Annotated in this window: 13 protein-coding genes; 4 read left to right on the top strand and 9 right to left on the bottom strand. The window is 46.4% G+C overall.

The genetic code is table 11. The annotated features are described in order from the left end of the window. Positions 1–56 precede the first annotated feature (56 nt). A complete protein-coding gene (glyS, locus tag Q4Q52_RS17065; protein ID WP_311991177.1) occupies positions 57–2,126 on the bottom strand; it encodes a glycine--tRNA ligase subunit beta in 2,070 nt (689 codons plus the stop codon). 10 nt (positions 2,127–2,136) lie between these two features. Beyond that, a complete protein-coding gene (gene glyQ / locus Q4Q52_RS17060; protein ID WP_006083814.1) occupies positions 2,137–3,042 on the bottom strand; it encodes a glycine--tRNA ligase subunit alpha in 906 nt (301 codons plus the stop codon). A gap of 117 nt (positions 3,043–3,159) precedes the next feature. Here glyQ and Q4Q52_RS17055 point away from each other — a divergent pair, with 117 nt between their 5' ends. Beyond that, on the top strand, positions 3,160–3,762 hold the full coding sequence (locus tag Q4Q52_RS17055; protein ID WP_311991176.1) for a DNA-3-methyladenine glycosylase I: 603 nt from the start codon (positions 3,160–3,162) through the stop codon (positions 3,760–3,762). A 202-nt stretch (positions 3,763–3,964) separates the two neighbouring features. Here Q4Q52_RS17055 and Q4Q52_RS17050 read toward each other — a convergent pair whose 3' ends face one another. The 7 genes from Q4Q52_RS17050 to fadB all read right to left on the bottom strand — a co-directional run bounded on the left by Q4Q52_RS17050 (position 3,965) and on the right by fadB (position 13,068). After that, the gene (locus tag Q4Q52_RS17050; RefSeq protein WP_311991175.1) at positions 3,965–7,153 is read right to left on the bottom strand and encodes an amidohydrolase family protein; all 3,189 of its coding nucleotides are present in this window, start codon (positions 7,151–7,153) and stop codon (positions 3,965–3,967) included. 263 nt (positions 7,154–7,416) lie between these two features. Continuing rightward, on the bottom strand, positions 7,417–7,863 hold the full coding sequence (locus Q4Q52_RS17045) for an MOSC domain-containing protein (protein WP_107403092.1): 447 nt from the start codon (positions 7,861–7,863) through the stop codon (positions 7,417–7,419). A gap of 48 nt (positions 7,864–7,911) precedes the next feature. Beyond that, a complete protein-coding gene (gene tusA / locus Q4Q52_RS17040) occupies positions 7,912–8,157 on the bottom strand; it encodes a sulfurtransferase TusA (RefSeq protein ID WP_006083810.1) in 246 nt (81 codons plus the stop codon). 170 nt (positions 8,158–8,327) lie between these two features. After that, positions 8,328–9,020 carry a GGDEF domain-containing protein gene (locus tag Q4Q52_RS17035; RefSeq protein ID WP_311991174.1) on the bottom strand — a complete coding sequence of 231 codons (693 nt, stop codon included), beginning with the start codon at positions 9,018–9,020 and terminating at the stop codon, positions 8,328–8,330. After that, positions 8,971–9,489 (bottom strand): protoglobin domain-containing protein, encoded by a 519-nt coding sequence (locus tag Q4Q52_RS17030; RefSeq protein WP_311991173.1) that lies wholly within the window; start codon positions 9,487–9,489, stop codon positions 8,971–8,973. Before Q4Q52_RS17030 ends, Q4Q52_RS17035 begins: the two co-directional genes overlap by 50 nt. A gap of 242 nt (positions 9,490–9,731) precedes the next feature. Further along, positions 9,732–10,895, bottom strand: a complete 1,164-nt coding sequence (fadA, locus tag Q4Q52_RS17025) for an acetyl-CoA C-acyltransferase FadA (RefSeq protein ID WP_014609502.1) — start codon at positions 10,893–10,895, stop codon at positions 9,732–9,734. A 22-nt stretch (positions 10,896–10,917) separates the two neighbouring features. Continuing rightward, a complete protein-coding gene (gene fadB, locus Q4Q52_RS17020) occupies positions 10,918–13,068 on the bottom strand; it encodes a fatty acid oxidation complex subunit alpha FadB (protein ID WP_063883865.1) in 2,151 nt (716 codons plus the stop codon). A 490-nt stretch (positions 13,069–13,558) separates the two neighbouring features. On the opposite strand from fadB, the gene pepQ reads away from it, so the two are divergent. The 3 genes from pepQ to Q4Q52_RS17005 all read left to right on the top strand — a co-directional run bounded on the left by pepQ (position 13,559) and on the right by Q4Q52_RS17005 (position 17,058). Beyond that, entirely contained in the window at positions 13,559–14,881 is a 1,323-nt protein-coding gene (pepQ, locus tag Q4Q52_RS17015) for a Xaa-Pro dipeptidase (RefSeq protein ID WP_311991172.1), read from the top strand. A 27-nt stretch (positions 14,882–14,908) separates the two neighbouring features. Continuing rightward, positions 14,909–15,523, top strand: coding sequence for a YigZ family protein (locus tag Q4Q52_RS17010; RefSeq protein WP_071939879.1), 615 nt, complete (start codon positions 14,909–14,911; stop codon positions 15,521–15,523). A gap of 77 nt (positions 15,524–15,600) precedes the next feature. Beyond that, on the top strand, positions 15,601–17,058 hold the full coding sequence (locus Q4Q52_RS17005; RefSeq protein WP_006083804.1) for a TrkH family potassium uptake protein: 1,458 nt from the start codon (positions 15,601–15,603) through the stop codon (positions 17,056–17,058). Positions 17,059–17,060 lie beyond the last annotated feature (2 nt).

The raw sequence follows: 17,060 nt of genomic DNA, 5'->3' as shown, positions 1-17,060 counted from the left end.
AACGCGCTATTTAGCGCGTTTTTTATAAAGCGATAATTTTAAAAGCTTTAGTATCATTATTGCAGTAGTGATATATCCGCGACGTGCAGGAACTGCTCGCGTAGATTATTCAACAATGCTAAACGATTGTTTTTCAACGCTTCATCATCTGCCATTACCATCACATCTTCGAAGAACTGATCCACGCTTTCACGTAGGCCAGCTAACAAGGTTAAGGCTTGTTGGTAATCGGCATTGGCAAACAATGGTGCCAGCAGTGGTTGTAGCTCGTTCAACTTGGCCGCTAATGCTTGTTCTGCGGCTTCGGTTAACAGACTCGCATTGATCGTTGTCGGTAAAGCACCTTCAACCTTAGCCAGAATGTTCGATACACGTTTGTTCGCTGCCGCAAGTGCGCTAGAAGCTTCTAGGCTTCTAAAGTGTGATACCGCATTGATACGGCTATCAAAATCAGCTGGGCGTGTTGGGCGACGTGCTAGCACGGCTAAGATCACATCAACACCAATGCCTTTATCTTGATACCAAGCGCGAAAACGTGCCATTAAGAACTCTAACACTTCATCGCTTGCATTGGCGTTGCTTAAGTTAGTGCCATGTAGAGCTTGTGCTTTAGCAATAAGATCAACTAAATCAAGTGGTAGCTTGTTTTCTACTATGATACGTAGCACGCCAATTGCTGCGCGGCGTAGGGCAAAGGGATCGGCTGCGCCTTTAGGAGCTTGGCCAATACCAAAGATACCGACTAAAGTATCGAGCTTATCTGCTAATGCGACAGCGCAAGATACGCCAGCACTTGGCACTGTATCGCCAGAGAACTTAGGCTTGTATTGCTCTTCCATCGCAACTGCAACGGCTTCGGTTTCACCATCGAGGCGGGCGTAATGCATGCCCATAGTGCCTTGAGTGTCGGTAAATTCCATCACCATATTGGTCATCAAATCGGTTTTAGATAACAAACCTGCACGGGCTGCATCAACCGCATTCGCACCAGTTTGCTCGGCAATAAAGGCGGCTAGGGCAGATATACGATTTACTTTGTCTTTTAATGTACCCAGCTGCTGTTGGAACAATACTGTTTCTAAGCTAGGTAAACGTGATTCCAGCGTGTGTTTTTTATCGGTATTAAAGAAGAATTCTGCGTCGGCAAGACGTGGACGAACGACTTTCTCGTTACCAGAGATAATTTGCGCAGGATCTTTAGATTCTATGTTGGTCACAAAGATAAAGTTTGGCAGTAACTTGCCCGCGTCATCAAAGACTGGGAAGTATTTTTGATCGCCCTTCATGGTGTAGACCAAAGCTTCAGACGGTACGGCTAAGAATTTTTCTTCGAAGCTGGCGGTCAATACCACTGGCCATTCAACCAAAGAGGCGACTTCTTCAAGTAGGCTATCTTCGATATCGGCTGTACCACCAATCTTAGCGGCGGCTTTTTCGGCATCGGCTTTGATCAATGCTTTACGGCTTTCGTAATCGGCGATGACTTTGCCTTTTTCTTTTAGGTCGGCAAGGTAGTGATCAGCGTGCGCTAATTCAAACTGCTTGAGTCCCATAAAGCGGTGACCGCGAACAGTGCGTGCCGATTTGATACCCAGCAATTCCCCTTCAATCAACTCACTGCCTAACAACATAGTCGCGGTGTGCACAGGGCGAATAAATTGGGTTTTATTATTACCCCAACGCATTGGCTTAGGAATGGGCAATTTATCGAGTGCACGTTGAGCCATAGCAGCGATCAAACTTTTTGTTTCGACGCCTTCTACTTTAGCGTTATGGACTAACCATTCGCCTTTATCTGTCACTAAACGTTCGGCTTGTTCAACAGTAATACCATTACCACGTGCCCAACCTTCGGCGGCTTTCGTCGGTTTGCCTTCAGCATCGAAGGCTGAACTCACGGCGGGGCCGCGTTTCTCAACCACTTTGTCGGCTTGTGCAAGGGCCAGTTCAGTGACGTTAATTGCCAGACGACGTGGCGCTGCGTACCAAACGGTTGAGCTAAATGCTAAATCGGCTTTGCTGAGTTCTTCGGTAAAGTTAGCTAAAAAGGATTCAGCCAGTTTACGCAGTGACTTAGGTGGTAACTCTTCTGTACCTAACTCTATGAGTAAGTTTTCAAAATTCATGTTTTTACCTCTACTTACACATTGGGAAGCCAAGCGCTTCGCGTGCCTGATAATAAGATTCTGCGACCGCTTTCGCCATAGTACGAACGCGTAAGATATAGCGTTGGCGCTCGGTCACTGAAATGGCATGGCGGGCATCGAGTAAGTTGAAGGCGTGCGAGGCTTTCATCACTTGCTCGTAAGCGGGCAGAGGTAAAGGTTTTTCCAGTGACAATAAATGCTGACACATTTTTTCGCACTGATCGAACAGGGTGAACATAAAGTCCACATCGGCGTGTTCGAAGTTATAGGTCGATTGTTCGACTTCGTTTTGATGGAACACATCGCCATAGGTGATGCGACCCAGTGGACCATCGGTCCAAACGAGATCATAAACGCTATCAACACCTTGGATATACATAGCCAGACGTTCTAGACCATAGGTGATTTCACCTGTGACTGGGCTGCATTCGATGCCGCCAACCTGTTGGAAGTAAGTAAACTGAGTTACTTCCATACCGTTTAGCCAGATTTCCCAGCCTAAGCCCCAAGCACCTAGTGTTGGTGATTCCCAGTTATCTTCTACAAAGCGGATATCGTGGATTTGAGTATCGATACCCAGCGCTTGCAGTGAGCCTAAATACAGCTCTTGAATATTGTCAGGTGAAGGCTTCAACACGACTTGGAATTGGTAGTAGTGCTGCAGACGGTTAGGGTTTTCACCGTAACGACCGTCCGTAGGGCGGCGCGATGGCTGCACATAGGCACTGCTCATAGGTTCTGGCCCTAAAGAACGTAGGAAAGTTTGTGGGTGGAATGTTCCAGCGCCGACTTCCATATCTAGAGGTTGAACGATTGCACAGCCTTGCTGTGCCCAATATTCCTGCAGGGTAAGAATGAAACCCTGAAATGTTTTTACGTCGTGTTTTGTCGTCATGTCTACTTGTCTACTGCCGTCAGCCTGAATAGAAAATGGGTTCGATTATACCTTGTAGATATCTGCTTATGTAGGTTATTTTTTACCTTCTTAATTAAAACAATAAGGTTATATACCATGGAAGAGATCCGTTGTGGCTGGGTAAGTGATGATCCCTTGTATCGTGAGTATCATGACAAAGTGTGGGGGCGGCCGGTTTATGATCCTAAGGAGCTGTTTGCTAAGTTGTGTTTAGATGGTCAACAGGCTGGATTATCGTGGATTACGATCCTGAAGAAACAACAAAACTATGAGCAGGCCTTTGCCAATTTTGAACCAGAAGCGATTGCTGGCTTTGATGAGGCGAAAGTGGAGGAACTTATGTTGAATCCCGGCATAGTGCGCAATCGCTTGAAGGTGAACTCTATTATCAAGAATGCCAAAGGATATTTGGCCTATACTGCCGATGGGAAGGATTTCTCTGCATTCTTATGGAGCTTTGTGGGCGGTAAACCCATAGTTAATCAGATTAGGGCAATGTCGCAGGTTCCGGCACAAACGCCAGAATCTGAAGCCATGTCAAAAGCGTTGAAGAAACTCGGATTCAATTTTGTGGGTCCAACCATTTGTTACGCCTTTATGCAGGCTGTGGGTATGGTGAACGATCACCTTGTCGAGTGTATTGCTTATCAGGCCTGTGTTGATTCCTGTGCCGGTCAGCATCACCGCGAACATCAGTAATCGCTGACCTTGCTGATGTGATGTAGGAGTACTCATAGCTATATTCGAGTTCTTGTATATATGCACAGTAAACAATGCACAAAATGTAAAAAAGCATGTTCCACGTGGAACATGCTTTTATCTTCATTGGTGATATCTGGTTAAACCAAATAATTAAAACAGGAAAGCGAATCTACGATTCTAGCCTTGAGGATAGTAGAGTTTAGATTTTCTCAAAGAAAAATTGCTTACGTTTTTCCTTATCCCCATTAAGCTCATTCATCGTCTCAGCATTAAAAAGTTTACCGTTGACCATGGTATAAGTGACTTTATCTGTAACGCGAATATCGGTTAATGGATCACCATCAATAACGATTAAGTCTGCGAGCTTACCTTCTTTAATCGAGCCAAGCTGTTGTTCCATACCAAAGGTCGTCGCCGGATTAATGGTGGCCGTTTTCAATACCTCCATATTGCTCATGCCGCCTTGGGCGAACATCCACATTTCCCAATGTGCCGCTAAACCTTCACGCTGACCGTGGGCGCCAAGATTAGGGTGGACCCCTAACTTATTGAGCTCGTTAGCGACTTTTGCAACATTGAAATGATTATAGTGGCCATCTGGAGCATGGGGGCGTCGCATTGATCTCGCCTGTAATATATCGGCGGGGACATACATGGACAGGCGTGGATGCGCCCACACATCGGTTTTATCGTACCAGTAGTTTTCGCCTGAAATACCGCCATAGGCGACCACTAAGGTTGGGGTGTAACCGACTTTAGTTTGGCTCCAGAATTGTTTGATATCGCTATAAATCGCTGCCACTGGCAGAGAGTGCTCAACCGTTGTGTGGCCATCGGCGACCATAGTGAGATTGTGTTGCAGCAAGCTGCCACCCTCAGGCACGACCATCATTTCAAGTTCACGTGCGGCAGCGATGACTTGCTGCCTCTGGTTACGTCGCGGCTGGTTGTAGCTTTTTACGCTAAACGCCCCGACTTTTTTCAGACGTTCAAGATGAAACTTGGCATCATCGAGTGAGTCTATGTGCGATGTGTAACCTGGCGCATTGGCACCATACAATATGGTACCAGTAGAGAAAATACGCGGGCCAACTATGTGTCCTGCTTTTTGTTGTTCGGAAGCGGCAAAAATCTCTGTCGTGTCATTCGAGGGATCGTGAATAGTGGTGACACCCAAAGATAAACCAGAATAAAGTGCCCAGTTCTGTTGTGGCACAATTTCATCATCTGCTTGCGGTCCATGGGCGTGGGCATCGAATAGCCCTGGCATGATCGATTTTCCTTTGATGTCGATGATCTGTGCATCTTTTGGAATCGCGATATTGGCATCACCTACGGCGACAATATGATTGTCTTTGACTATGACCACGCCATTATCTATGACTTGGTCATTTTCCATCGTAATCACTTTGCCACCGACGAAGGCGATTGTTCCACGTGGAACATCGGCCTTTTCGGTAAAGCCTAAATTGATAATACTTGGTTGAGCCTTTTCATCTTTATTGAGATATTGAGTATCAACCTTGGCTTGATAAAGTTCGGGGCCAAGCGTCCAATACAGTTGGTTGCTTTTACTGTTCCAACTGATACTTTCACCGGCGCGGACACTCAATTGACTTACGGGTAGATTGTTGGCATTGGGTCCAATCTCAACGGTTTCACCGTGTTTAGCAAAAGGCGTCACCCAAACCTTAAAGCGTTCTGCGAAGGCGAGCTGCTCACCATCGGGTGAAACCCTAAACTCAGTCGCATGCTTACTGCTGTAATGAACTCGCTTATCGAAGCCATCTAAGTTGATAGATGATAACTGTGGCGTTTCATCTTCGGCGCTATTCATAAAAAAGACGCGTTTGCCATTGGCACCAAATTGAGCTTGGTAGCCATCGGCACTGATTTTCTTATTTTGTTTGCCTTTGATATCGACTTTATATAGTCCAGGCTCCTGCGACCAAGTTCTTGGTGTGAGGTTACCGCCTTGGGTTTTGCGATACACCACAAGTTCACCATCCGGTGAAAAGGTGGGTTCAACGTACTTTCCAGGCTCAGATGTTAGCTGCTTAGGTTTGCCACCTTTAGCGCTAATGACTTGCACTGTTCCTTGGTCTTGGTCATTCCAAGTGGTGAAAACAATATTTTTGCCATCGCGGGACCATTGGGGATACAGTTCTTCTATCCCATTATTGAGTTCAGTTAAGCGCGACATTTTTCCATCGGGTAATGATTTTAACCAAATCTTCCCTAGTGCTTCGAAGGCGACTTTACTGCCATCGGGAGAGACCTGCGCCATACGTAGCATTTTGACATCGAAAACATCTTTATCTATATCTTGCTTAAAGCGCACTGAGGGTTGTACAGCTAACTCAGTTTTTACGCTGAAGGGGATATCTGTGAGTGTTTTACTGGCAACATTCAGACGATTAATCTTTCCCTTCGCCCAGAAGAAAATATCCTTGTTATCTTGAGTCCACGCCATTGTCGGATAGACGCCATGAATCGCCCAAGTCTCTTGCATATCACGGTCTAGTTCGCCAAACAGTTTAGTGGTTTCACCAGACTTGAGGTCGAGCAAGTAGAGTGATGAATTAAAATCATCGCGCTTTATATAGGCGAGCTTAGTGCCATCAGGACTTGGTGTTGGTCGAATTGCGCCACCGGTACCTTCAATCAAAATTTCAATGTCACCGGTTTGGGTATCATAACGTTTGATTTTGTAGATACCGTTAACTGAGTCCTTTGAATAGTGGAATGTTTTGCCTGGCGTATCATCTTGGCTAAAGTAGATATAACGACCATCGGGCGAGTACGCGGGTTCGCCTAAATCTTTCTGATCATTTGGGCGTTCAGTTAGTTTGACGCCTTCGCCGCCCGCTACGTGGTATAGCCACACTTCACCCGCACCTAAACTGCGGCTGGCGGTAAAATGCTTACGGGCAACAAGATACTGAGAGTCAGGGCTCCAAGCGGGACTGTTTAGCAGCCTGAATGTTTCTTGGGTGACAGTTCGTGGATTGCTGCCATCGGCATCCATGATCCAAATGTTGTCGCCGCCATCGCCATCCGAGGTAAATGCGATGTGTTTGCCATCTGGGCTATAGACGGGCTGCATCTGCCAAGCAATGCCTTGGGCTAATGGCTTAGCTTCACCGCCGGTTACTGGGATTTGGTAAATGTCGCCGAGTAAGTCGAAGACGATATGCTTGCCATCTGGACTGACACTAAGGTTCATCCAAGTGCCTTCATTAACGTCAATTTTGACTTGCTCTAAGGGGGCATTCGCTGGAGCGTTAACATTCCATTCGGCCTCCTTAGTTTCTGCTGCGTTAACGGCGAGGGTATTCATCCCTAGAGCGAGGGCGATATAAAGCGGAGTAAGTTTAGATTTCAACATGTCACTTCCTGTTATCGTTCTTATGGACTGCTTGAGTGGTATTAATTTTAAGATGAACTTTTGTTAATACTTAGTCTAGTTATCGCATAAATAGGGAAGAAGGAACACGTAAATACTGTTTCAATTGATGACCGAGTGAAGGATAAGTCATGGCGATATGGATAAGAGAGCTGGCATAGCAGAAATAGAACCAAGTCACTTGGTTCTATTTACTGAGGAGTATGGAGAATTAACTAAGAGTGGTCGACTAGCTGGGAATAAAATTAGCTTGGATTAACCAGAGTGATCTCATCGCCTAAGTGGATCATGGCATCATTTAATACTCGGCAGGTTACACCACCTCGCCAATCTGGCGTGAGCGCGGCTTCTAAACCGACATGCGCTATTTCCATCTTTTTACAGGGATCGGTTTCACCCGTGATTTCAAGTCGTAACTCACCGATATGTAAATGTTTACCAACATCGGCACAGCTAAATACGAGATCATCCACCAGCAGATTTGCTCTGCGAGTCGTCCAAGGTAAATCTGCCTCGATACTATGGCAGGCCTGTTGCCACTGAATTTTAGAAAGCACAGTGACTTGGCGTTTGCCTGGGCGACCAAACACATCTTTCTCTACGCCACTGAGTTGGGTGACATTGGCACAGAGAACTTCATTCATTGGGCCGCGTTTTACAGTTTTATAGGCAATCGCCAGCAGTTTTGGCATAGTTTCTCACATCCGTTGTTTTATGATTAAGTCGTTAACGGATACGACTTAAAGTCCTTTTTTGATCAAATATTGATATGGCGTTTGCGTGGTTTCACTGGCAATTAAGGTGTGATCCATAAACTCACAAAAGCTCGGAATATCGCGCGTCGTCGCAGGGTCATCGGCAATGATCAGCAGTGTCTCGCCAGCAGCCATTTGTCTTACCGTTTTACGCACCATCATTACAGGCTCTGGGCAGCGTAAACCAAGAGCATCGAGTCTATGCTGTGCGGTTGAGAAAGCGTCGTTCATATTACCTCTACTGAACGGTTAAGCAGAATTAGCTAATGTTACTCCAGCCCCCATGATAAACCAAGTTGGCGGTTTCAATTTGTGATCTGGTTTTATTGATGTGTTCTATCAATACGAATGTTAGATATTTAATGTTCCACGTGGAACATGATGACGAATGGGTTTAAAAATTACTCGACGGCTTTATTAACGCTTTGAGATTGAGAGATTGAATGGACATCAGCGGTACTATTCTCAGGTACTAAATCATTTGCTGCCGCCATAGTTTGTTGCTGCTGTTTGGACGCACGTTTGTAGCTATACATTCGCTGATCGGCTTTATGAATTAAGCTATTGGCTTCTTCATATTCGTAGGGCCCTGTATCAATAATGCCAAAGCTTAAGGAAATATTGTTTAAACTGAGTTTTATTTTTTGATTGAATCGAGTGATGAAATTATCCCGAGCTTGTTCTTCACGGCAGTTAGGCATGATGATACAGAACTCATCTCCACCATATCGAAAGCAATGGTCCTCGGCCCGAGTGATTTCTTTAATCGCTTTTGCTACAGCACGGAGTACTTCATCCCCAGATCTATGGCCTTGGGTGTCGTTGAATGACTTAAAATCATCTACGTCTAAGTAGATCACGCTGACTGGTTCGGCACGCCTTTGGGCAGCCCTGAGTATGCGCGTTGCCGTTTCTTGTAAGTGCCTAACGTTGAGCAGGCCTGTTAAGGGATCGGTTTGCGATAGTTCTTCTAACTGCTGTGTCCGCTCTTTGACTTTGCTTTCCATGCTTTGGGCATATTTTTCGGCTTTATCCTTAGCGTTCTCAATCTCGGATACTAAGCTGCGAATAAGTATCAAATACCAGCGTGACATCAAACAGCACCAGTTTATCAATCGCGACACGGATACATTCGCCTTGATGTGTATCTTGCACTGAACAGTTGATCACGGCGTAGATAAGCTCTTTTAGCGTGTGTACCGCAGATAGGTAAAGCTTAGGCTCAACACCAATGCGTTTATGGACCAACCCAATCCGCAGGCGATTGTTTACGTACTCAAGATCATAAACACCATTAAATAAATCAAGCACATACCTTCTCTGTGCGGTACGTAAGCGGGCAAGGGTGTCTGAGTCTCCGATCAGCAGCGCAATTTCTGACACGCTGGTTTGTAAGCCATAAAAGTCATCGACGATTTTATCGATGTTTTCTTCAATGATGGGCTTAAAGGATTGCAGGGCCTTTACGTCCGCCCCAGTAAAAGAGAAGAGCGCCTTACGAGACTCGATCTCCAGCTCAGTGATCCGCATTTGTTCGAAAAGGGTCTGTTCCGTTTGTAGCATCAGGCATTCCTCTTGTAAAACAACGAATTGCATCCTTGCACTACACTGCCTAGATTTGGCTGATGATTGCTTGCCTGTTGTCGTCCACAATAGCCAGTGATGCCCTTGTAGTTAAGTTGATAACGGACTGATTTTCAAATGAACAGCAGAAGAAATGAGAAATATTAATATTTACGCTGGCAGAAAATTTGGTATAAAAAAGCCGGAACAAGTTCCGGCTTTGAAATTATTCGAGTAACGAATTAAACGCGTTCGAATACAGTGGCGATACCTTGGCCTAAACCAATACACATGGTCGCTAACCCTAAGGTCGCGTCTTTGTCTTCCATTAAGTTGATCAGCGTCGTAGAGATACGAGCGCCTGAACAACCCAGTGGGTGACCTAGTGCAATCGCGCCGCCGTTGAGGTTGATTTTGTCATCAACCACATCTGCTAAACCTAAATCTTTCACACAAGGTAAAGACTGAGCAGCAAACGCTTCGTTAAGTTCAATCACATCTAAATCGGCAACGGTAATACCGGCACGAGCCAGTGCTTTTTGCGTGGCTGGCACTGGGCCGTAACCCATGATAGCCGCGTCACAACCTGCAACCGCCATGGAGCGAATGCGTGCTCGAATTGGCAAGCCAAGTGCGCGCGCTTTAGATTCTTCCATGATCAACATGGCTGAAGCGCCATCAGACAGTGCAGAAGAAGTACCAGCAGTCACAGTACCGTTGACTGGATCAAACACGGGGCGCAGTGCAGCCAAAGATTCCATTGTGGTTTCTGGGCGGATCACTTCGTCTTGCAGGACTTTAATTAAGGCACCATTAGCATCGTGACCTTCAATGCCATAGATTTCTTTGGCAAAGCGGCCTTCAATCGTCGCTGCATAAGCACGTTGATGTGAACGTACCGCAAACGCATCTTGCTGTTCACGGGTAATACCGTGCAGTTTACCCAGCATTTCAGCCGTTAAACCCATCATGCCAGAGGCTTTTGCCACGTTGTTAGCAAGACCTGGGTGGAAGTCGACACCATGGCTCATTGGCACGTGGCCCATGTGTTCTACGCCACCAATAATAAAGGTGTCGCCCATGCCAGTCATAATCGCACGCGCAGCTTGATGGATAGCATCCATTGATGAACCACATAGGCGGTTAACCGTCACAGCGCCAGCAGTCTTTGGAATGCCCGCTAATAGCGAAGCGTTACGGGCGATGTTGAAGCCTTGCTCTAGGGTTTGTTGCACACAACCCCAAATCACGTCTTCAATCAGGTTTGGGTCGAGTTGTGGGTTACGCAGCAACAGACCTTTCATTAATTCGGCAGACAGAGTTTCTGCACGCACATTACGAAATACGCCAGCCTTTGAGCGGCCCATCGGAGTACGGATGCAGTCTACGATAACAGCTTGTTTCATGATTAAATTCCTTTCCCGCTAATTAGGCTTGGTAGTAGCTACCGTTATTGGCTGCTAATGTGCGCATCGCATCTGTGACTTGATACAGACCGCCCAAGTGAGCGTATTTGTCTGCTAAGGCCACAAAGTTTGCGACACCCATGGTATCCAAGTAACGGAACACGCCGCCTCTGAATGGCGGGAATCCTAAGCCATAAACTAGGCCCATATCCGCTTCGGCAGGCGATGCGACAATACCTTCTTCTAAACAGCGCACGGTTTCGATGATCATAGGGATCATAGTACGGGCAATAATGTCATCGGCTTCAAAGGCTTTTAACTCGCCAAAGGCATCTTTCAATAGACCGTAGCTTGTTGGATCGACATCTTTCTTCGGCTTGCCACGGCTATCGACTGAATAGACATAGAAACCTTTGCCATTTTTCTGGCCAAGACGTTTGTTCTCAAACATCACATCAATCGCGTCAGTACCTGATTTACCCATGCGATCAGGGAAACCTTCAGCCATAACGGCTTGGGCGTGATGACCTGTGTCTAAACCGACTACGTCGAGCAGGTAAGCTGGACCCATTGGCCAACCGAATTGTTTTTCCATCACTTTGTCGATTGCAGCAAAGTCGCCACCTTCGGCAAGTAAGCCGTTAAAGCCTGCAAAGTAAGGGAAGAGTACGCGGTTAACGAAGAAGCCTGGGCAATCATTAACAACGATTGGGGTCTTGCCCATTTTGCTGGCATAAGCCACAACAGAGGCGATGGTTTCTTCAGAGCTGTGCTCGCCACGGATAACTTCGACCAACGGCATTTTGTGCACTGGGTTAAAGAAATGCATACCGCAGAAACGTTCAGGTTTCTTCATGCTCTTAGCGAGCAAGTTGATTGAAATCGTTGAAGTGTTTGACGCGATAATTGCATCTTCACTCACATAGCCTTCAACTTCGGCTAAAACCTGTGCTTTGATTTTTGGATGTTCAACAACGGCTTCAACGACGACATCACTGTGTTTAATCGCGGCATAATCTAATGAAGGCGTGATGTTGTTCAGCACTTTGGCCATTTTTTCTGGCGTTGAACGGCCACGGGCGACTTGGGCAGACAGCAGTTTAGCGGCTTCATTGAGGCCTAAATCTAATGCTGGCTGGGCAATGTCTTTCATGACAATCGGTGTGCCTTTGCTGGCGCTTTGGTAAGCGATGCCGCCGCCCATAATGCCTGCGCCTAATACGGCCGCGTTGTTGACTTCTTTCGCTAACTTGCCGGCTTTCTTCGCTTTACCTTTAACAAATTGATCATTAAGGAAAATACCGATAAGTGCCTTGGCAACGTCGGTTTTAGCTAGCTTGATAAAGGCTTGATGTTCGATTTGTAATGCTTCAGCACGACCTTTAGTCGATGCTTGCTCAATCACGCTTACAGCAGCCATTGGTGCAGGGTAGTGTTTACCCGCAACCGCAAACACCATGCCTTTGGCTGTGGTGAATGACATCATAGCTTCAAGTTTTGGCAGTGTTAGCGCAGACAGTTTACGGTTACGACGTGCTTGCCAATCCAGCTTTTCAGCAACGGCGTCTTTGAGCATTTGAATCGCAGCAGCTTCTAACGCTTGTGGTGCAACCACGGCATCAACAGCGCCGACTTTCAGTGCATCTTCAGCGCGTTGGTCTTTACCGGTCGTGATCCACTCAAGTGCGTTATCTGCACCAATCACACGTGGCAGACGAACTGTGCCGCCAAAACCTGGGATGATGCCGAGTTTAGTTTCAGGTAAACCGATTTTGGCTGTGGTGTCTGCGATACGGAAATCGGTTGCCAGAATGGTTTCACAGCCGCCACCTAAGGCAAAGCCTTTGATTGCTGATGCGGTTGGGAAAGGCAAGTCTTCGAGTTTGTTGAAGACTGCGTTGGCTTGTTCAACCCAAGAGAGCAATACGGCGTCATCTTGTGCGAACAGGCCTAAAAATTCGGTAATGTCGGCGCCCACAATAAAGGTATCTTTACTTGAGGTCAGCACTAACGCTTTGATATTGGAATCTTGCTTGATGCTGTCTAATGCCGCATCGAGCGAGGCGAGGGTTTCTCTGTCGAATTTGTTCACCGAACCGGGTGCGTTAAAGCACAGCTTGGCAATATTATCCTCGAGTAACTCAACCTGAATTGTAGGACTTTGGTAGATCATTGCTTGCTTCCTTTTGGCTTAAAAGTGATACCCACCATTATGTGTTGGTGCTAGTACGACTCTCTATCTCACAGCAGCTTCGGCCATCATTTGACCAGTTGTGTGCCAGTGTGCTTCGAAATTCGATAAATTACAACACCCAATTTAAACGACTGTTTAATTTCTTGTCGGCTAGAGTGATTTTTCACCTTTGTGATACACTGCACAGAGTGTAGAACACCTAGAATGCGTTAAATCACTTTGCGGATAAATAGGTCTTTGTGGCTGTTTACCTTAGACGTTTAAACGCTGCAGCCATGCTAGGGTTGAACATAACTCTTAAAGATAATCATGACGTTATTGCTTTAATGTTCTTTGTTCAGCGGCCATGTATTTTAGATTGAGTGACAGTTTAGTGTTTTGATTGAATCTGTTGTTCATGATCAGATTAAGAATATGTGAGCAAATTCGGCTCATATTATTAACTTTTATTCATTGCAGGAGATGACAAATGGATCAGTTGGCTCATCACTATCGTGCCCATATTGCCGAGTTAAACCGTCGAGTCGCAGAGATTTTGTCTCGAGAAGCCTTGTCTGGTTTAGTGATCCATTCGGGTCAGCCGCATCGGATGTTTTTAGATGATATCAATTATCCCTTTAAGGCAAACCCGCACTTCAAGGCATGGTTGCCTGTGCTAGATAATCCGAATTGCTGGTTAGTGATTAACGGCCGTGATAAGCCGCAGCTGATTTTTTATCGTCCTGTGGATTTTTGGCACAAAGTGTCTGATGTGCCTGATATATTTTGGACTGAGTATTTCGATATTAAGCTGCTAACTAAGGCTGATAAGGTCGCTGAGTTTTTACCGACAGATATCGCTAATTGGGCTTATTTAGGTGAGCATTTAGATGTAGCTGAAGTGCTTGGTTTTACCAGTCGTAATCCCGATGCTGTGATGAGTTATCTGCATTACCATAGAACCACTAAAACCGAATATGAGCTGGAATGTATGCGCCGCGCGAATCAAATTGCGGTGCAGGGACATTTGGCGGCTAAAAATGCCTTTTATAATGGTGCGAGCGAGTTCGAAATCCAGCAGCACTATTTATCTGCCGTAGGCCAGAGCGAGAATGAAGTGCCCTATGGCAATATCATCGCCCTTAACCAAAATGCGGCGATTTTGCATTACACCGCACTTGAACACCAAAGCCCTGCGAAACGTTTGTCATTTCTTATCGATGCCGGCGCGAGTTACTTTGGCTATGCCTCTGATATCACCAGAACCTATGCATTCGAGAAGAATCGTTTCGATGAATTGATCTCTGCGATGAACAAGGCACAGCTAGAGCTTATCGATATGATGCGTCCGGGTGTGCGTTATCCCGATTTACACTTGGCCACCCATGCTAAAGTCGCGCAAATGCTATTGGATTTTGATTTAGCCACAGGTGATGTCCAAGGTTTGGTCGATCAAGGCATAACCAGTGCTTTCTTCCCCCATGGCTTAGGTCACATGTTAGGCCTACAAGTGCATGATGTTGGCGGCTTTTCCCACGATGAACGCGGTACTCATATCGCGGCGCCAGAGGCCCATCCATTCCTACGTTGCACCCGCATTTTAGCGCCAAACCAAGTGCTGACCATGGAACCTGGGTTATACATTATCGATACTTTACTTAATGAGCTTAAACAAGATAGTCGTGGCCAACAGATCAACTGGCAAACGGTTGATGAGTTAAGACCTTTTGGTGGTATTCGCATCGAAGATAACGTCATAGTGCATCAAGATAGAAACGAGAACATGACCCGTGAACTCGGCTTGACTGATTGATCATAGGGTAAAGATTAGGGCGGATGTGTGCTCGAAAGTTATAGCGTTCCCTGTGAAGATATCGTGATTGAAGAAGAGATAAAGCATAGCCGCTTTATCTCTTTTCTCTTTCATTGCGATAGCTTTGATAAATTTAAGTTAGTACTCACTGACATAAAGCGTGACTATCCCGGCGCAAGCCATTATTGCTCTGCTTTTGTGGCTGGCGCACCGGATGATAGCGTCTTGATTGGTTCGAGTGATGACGGTGAGCCAGCAGGTAGTGCTGGTCGCCCTATGTTAGCTGTGTTGCAAGGGGCGAATATCGGCGAAGTAGGTGCTGTTGTGGTGCGTTATTATGGCGGCACTAAGCTAGGCGTTGGTGGACTGGTTCGGGCTTATACGTCGGGCTTACGGCAAGGTTTGGTTCAATTACCGACGCGACTTAAACAGTTACGTTATCCCGCCAAGTTGCATTGTGATTATGCGCAGTTGCGCGATGTTGAGCATCTATTACAGCAAGTCGATGCCGTGATAATCGATAAGCAATTTGCCGAAGCGGTCGATATTGTGTTCGAGATAGGCAGGCAGCAACAGGCATTACTGTGTGAGTCGCTGGCGACGCTCAGTCAGGGAAGTTTGAGGCCTGAGTTTGAGCTGTGATGCCTGCGTAAATTATGCCAAAATAGCCCAAATGCTGAAAATACCTTTGCAGCCAATGGAATGATTGAACTCGCTTAATGCAATATAAAACCATAATACGAATCATAGGCCTGCTGATTGGCTTATTTTCAATCACTATGCTGCCACCAGCACTGATCGCTGTTTGGTATAACGATGGCGGCGGCACGGCGTTTATGCAGGCATTCTTTGTCAGCCTATTTATTGGTTTCTGGCTCTGGTATCCCAATCGCCACTGTAAAGAAGAATTGCGTACCCGAGAGGGTTTCTTGATTGTGGTCCTGTTCTGGACCGTATTGGGTTCTATCGGTGCTTTACCGTTTATCTTCTCGAGTCAACCCGACCTCAGCTGGACCGATAGTTTCTTCGAATCTTTCTCTGCGTTAACCACCACCGGAGCCACAGTGATTGTCGGGCTCGACTTCTTACCTAAAGCCATTCTGTTTTATCGCCATATGCTGCAATGGCTCGGCGGTATGGGGATTATTGTGCTCGCCGTGGCGATTTTACCTGTGCTTGGCGTAGGGGGAATGCAGCTCTATCGCGCTGAAATTCCGGGGCCAGTGAAAGACAGTAAGATGACCCCGCGGATCGCCGAAACCGCTAAGGCACTGTGGTATATCTATTTATTGCTAACTATTTCCTGTGCGACCGCCTATTGGCTGGCGGGCATGAGTGTGTTCGATGCGGTTTGCCATTCATTTTCAACTATCGCTATTGGCGGTTTTTCGACCCACGATGCTAGCATGGGGTATTTCGATAGCTCAGTGATTAACCTTATTTGTGTGTTCTTTTTAATCGTTTCTGCAGTTAACTTTAGCGTGCATTTTGCGGCATTTTCGCGGCGAGGAATTAACGTTAGAGTGTATTTTAAAGATGCCGAATTTAAGATGCTGGTGGCGATTCAACTCATTCTTACCGCGATTTGTTTCCTCACGCTTTATCATTCGGGCATTTATGATTCGCCGGAAGAAACCTTAGACCATGCCTTATTTCAGGCGGTTTCCGTGGCCACTACCGCAGGGTTTGGTACTGAAAGCTTCCACATGTGGCCGCTGTTTTTACCTATTCTATTGATATTTTCGAGCTTTATCGGTGGCTGTGGTGGCTCAACTGCGGGTGGGATTAAGGTGATTCGGGTCATTTTGCTGCTGTTACAGGGCTCGCGCGAATTAAAGCGACTGGTTCATCCTAAGGCGATGTTCTCTATCCGTATCGGTTCTAAAGCTTTGCCCGATCGCGTTGTCGATGCCGTGTGGGGATTCTTCTCTGCCTATGCGCTGGTGTTTGTGATCTGTATGCTTGCACTCATGGCGATGGGATTAGATGATATTACTGCTTTTAGTGCCACCGCGGCTTGCTTAAACAACTTAGGCCCAGGCTTAGGCGCGGTAGCCAGTAACTACGCCAGTATTGGCGATGGCGCCAAATGGGTATTGGTCGCGGCTATGCTGTTTGGTCGCCTCGAAGTATTTACCTTACTGATTTTGTTTACGCCAACTTTTTGGAAGAATTAATC

The sequence above is a fragment of the Shewanella sp. SP1S2-4 genome (genome assembly GCF_031932075.1).
Classification (GTDB): Bacteria; Pseudomonadota; Gammaproteobacteria; order Enterobacterales; family Shewanellaceae; genus Shewanella; species Shewanella baltica.
The sequence above is the reverse complement of the archived record's forward strand: the minus strand, read 5'-3'. Positions and strand labels throughout refer to the sequence as shown.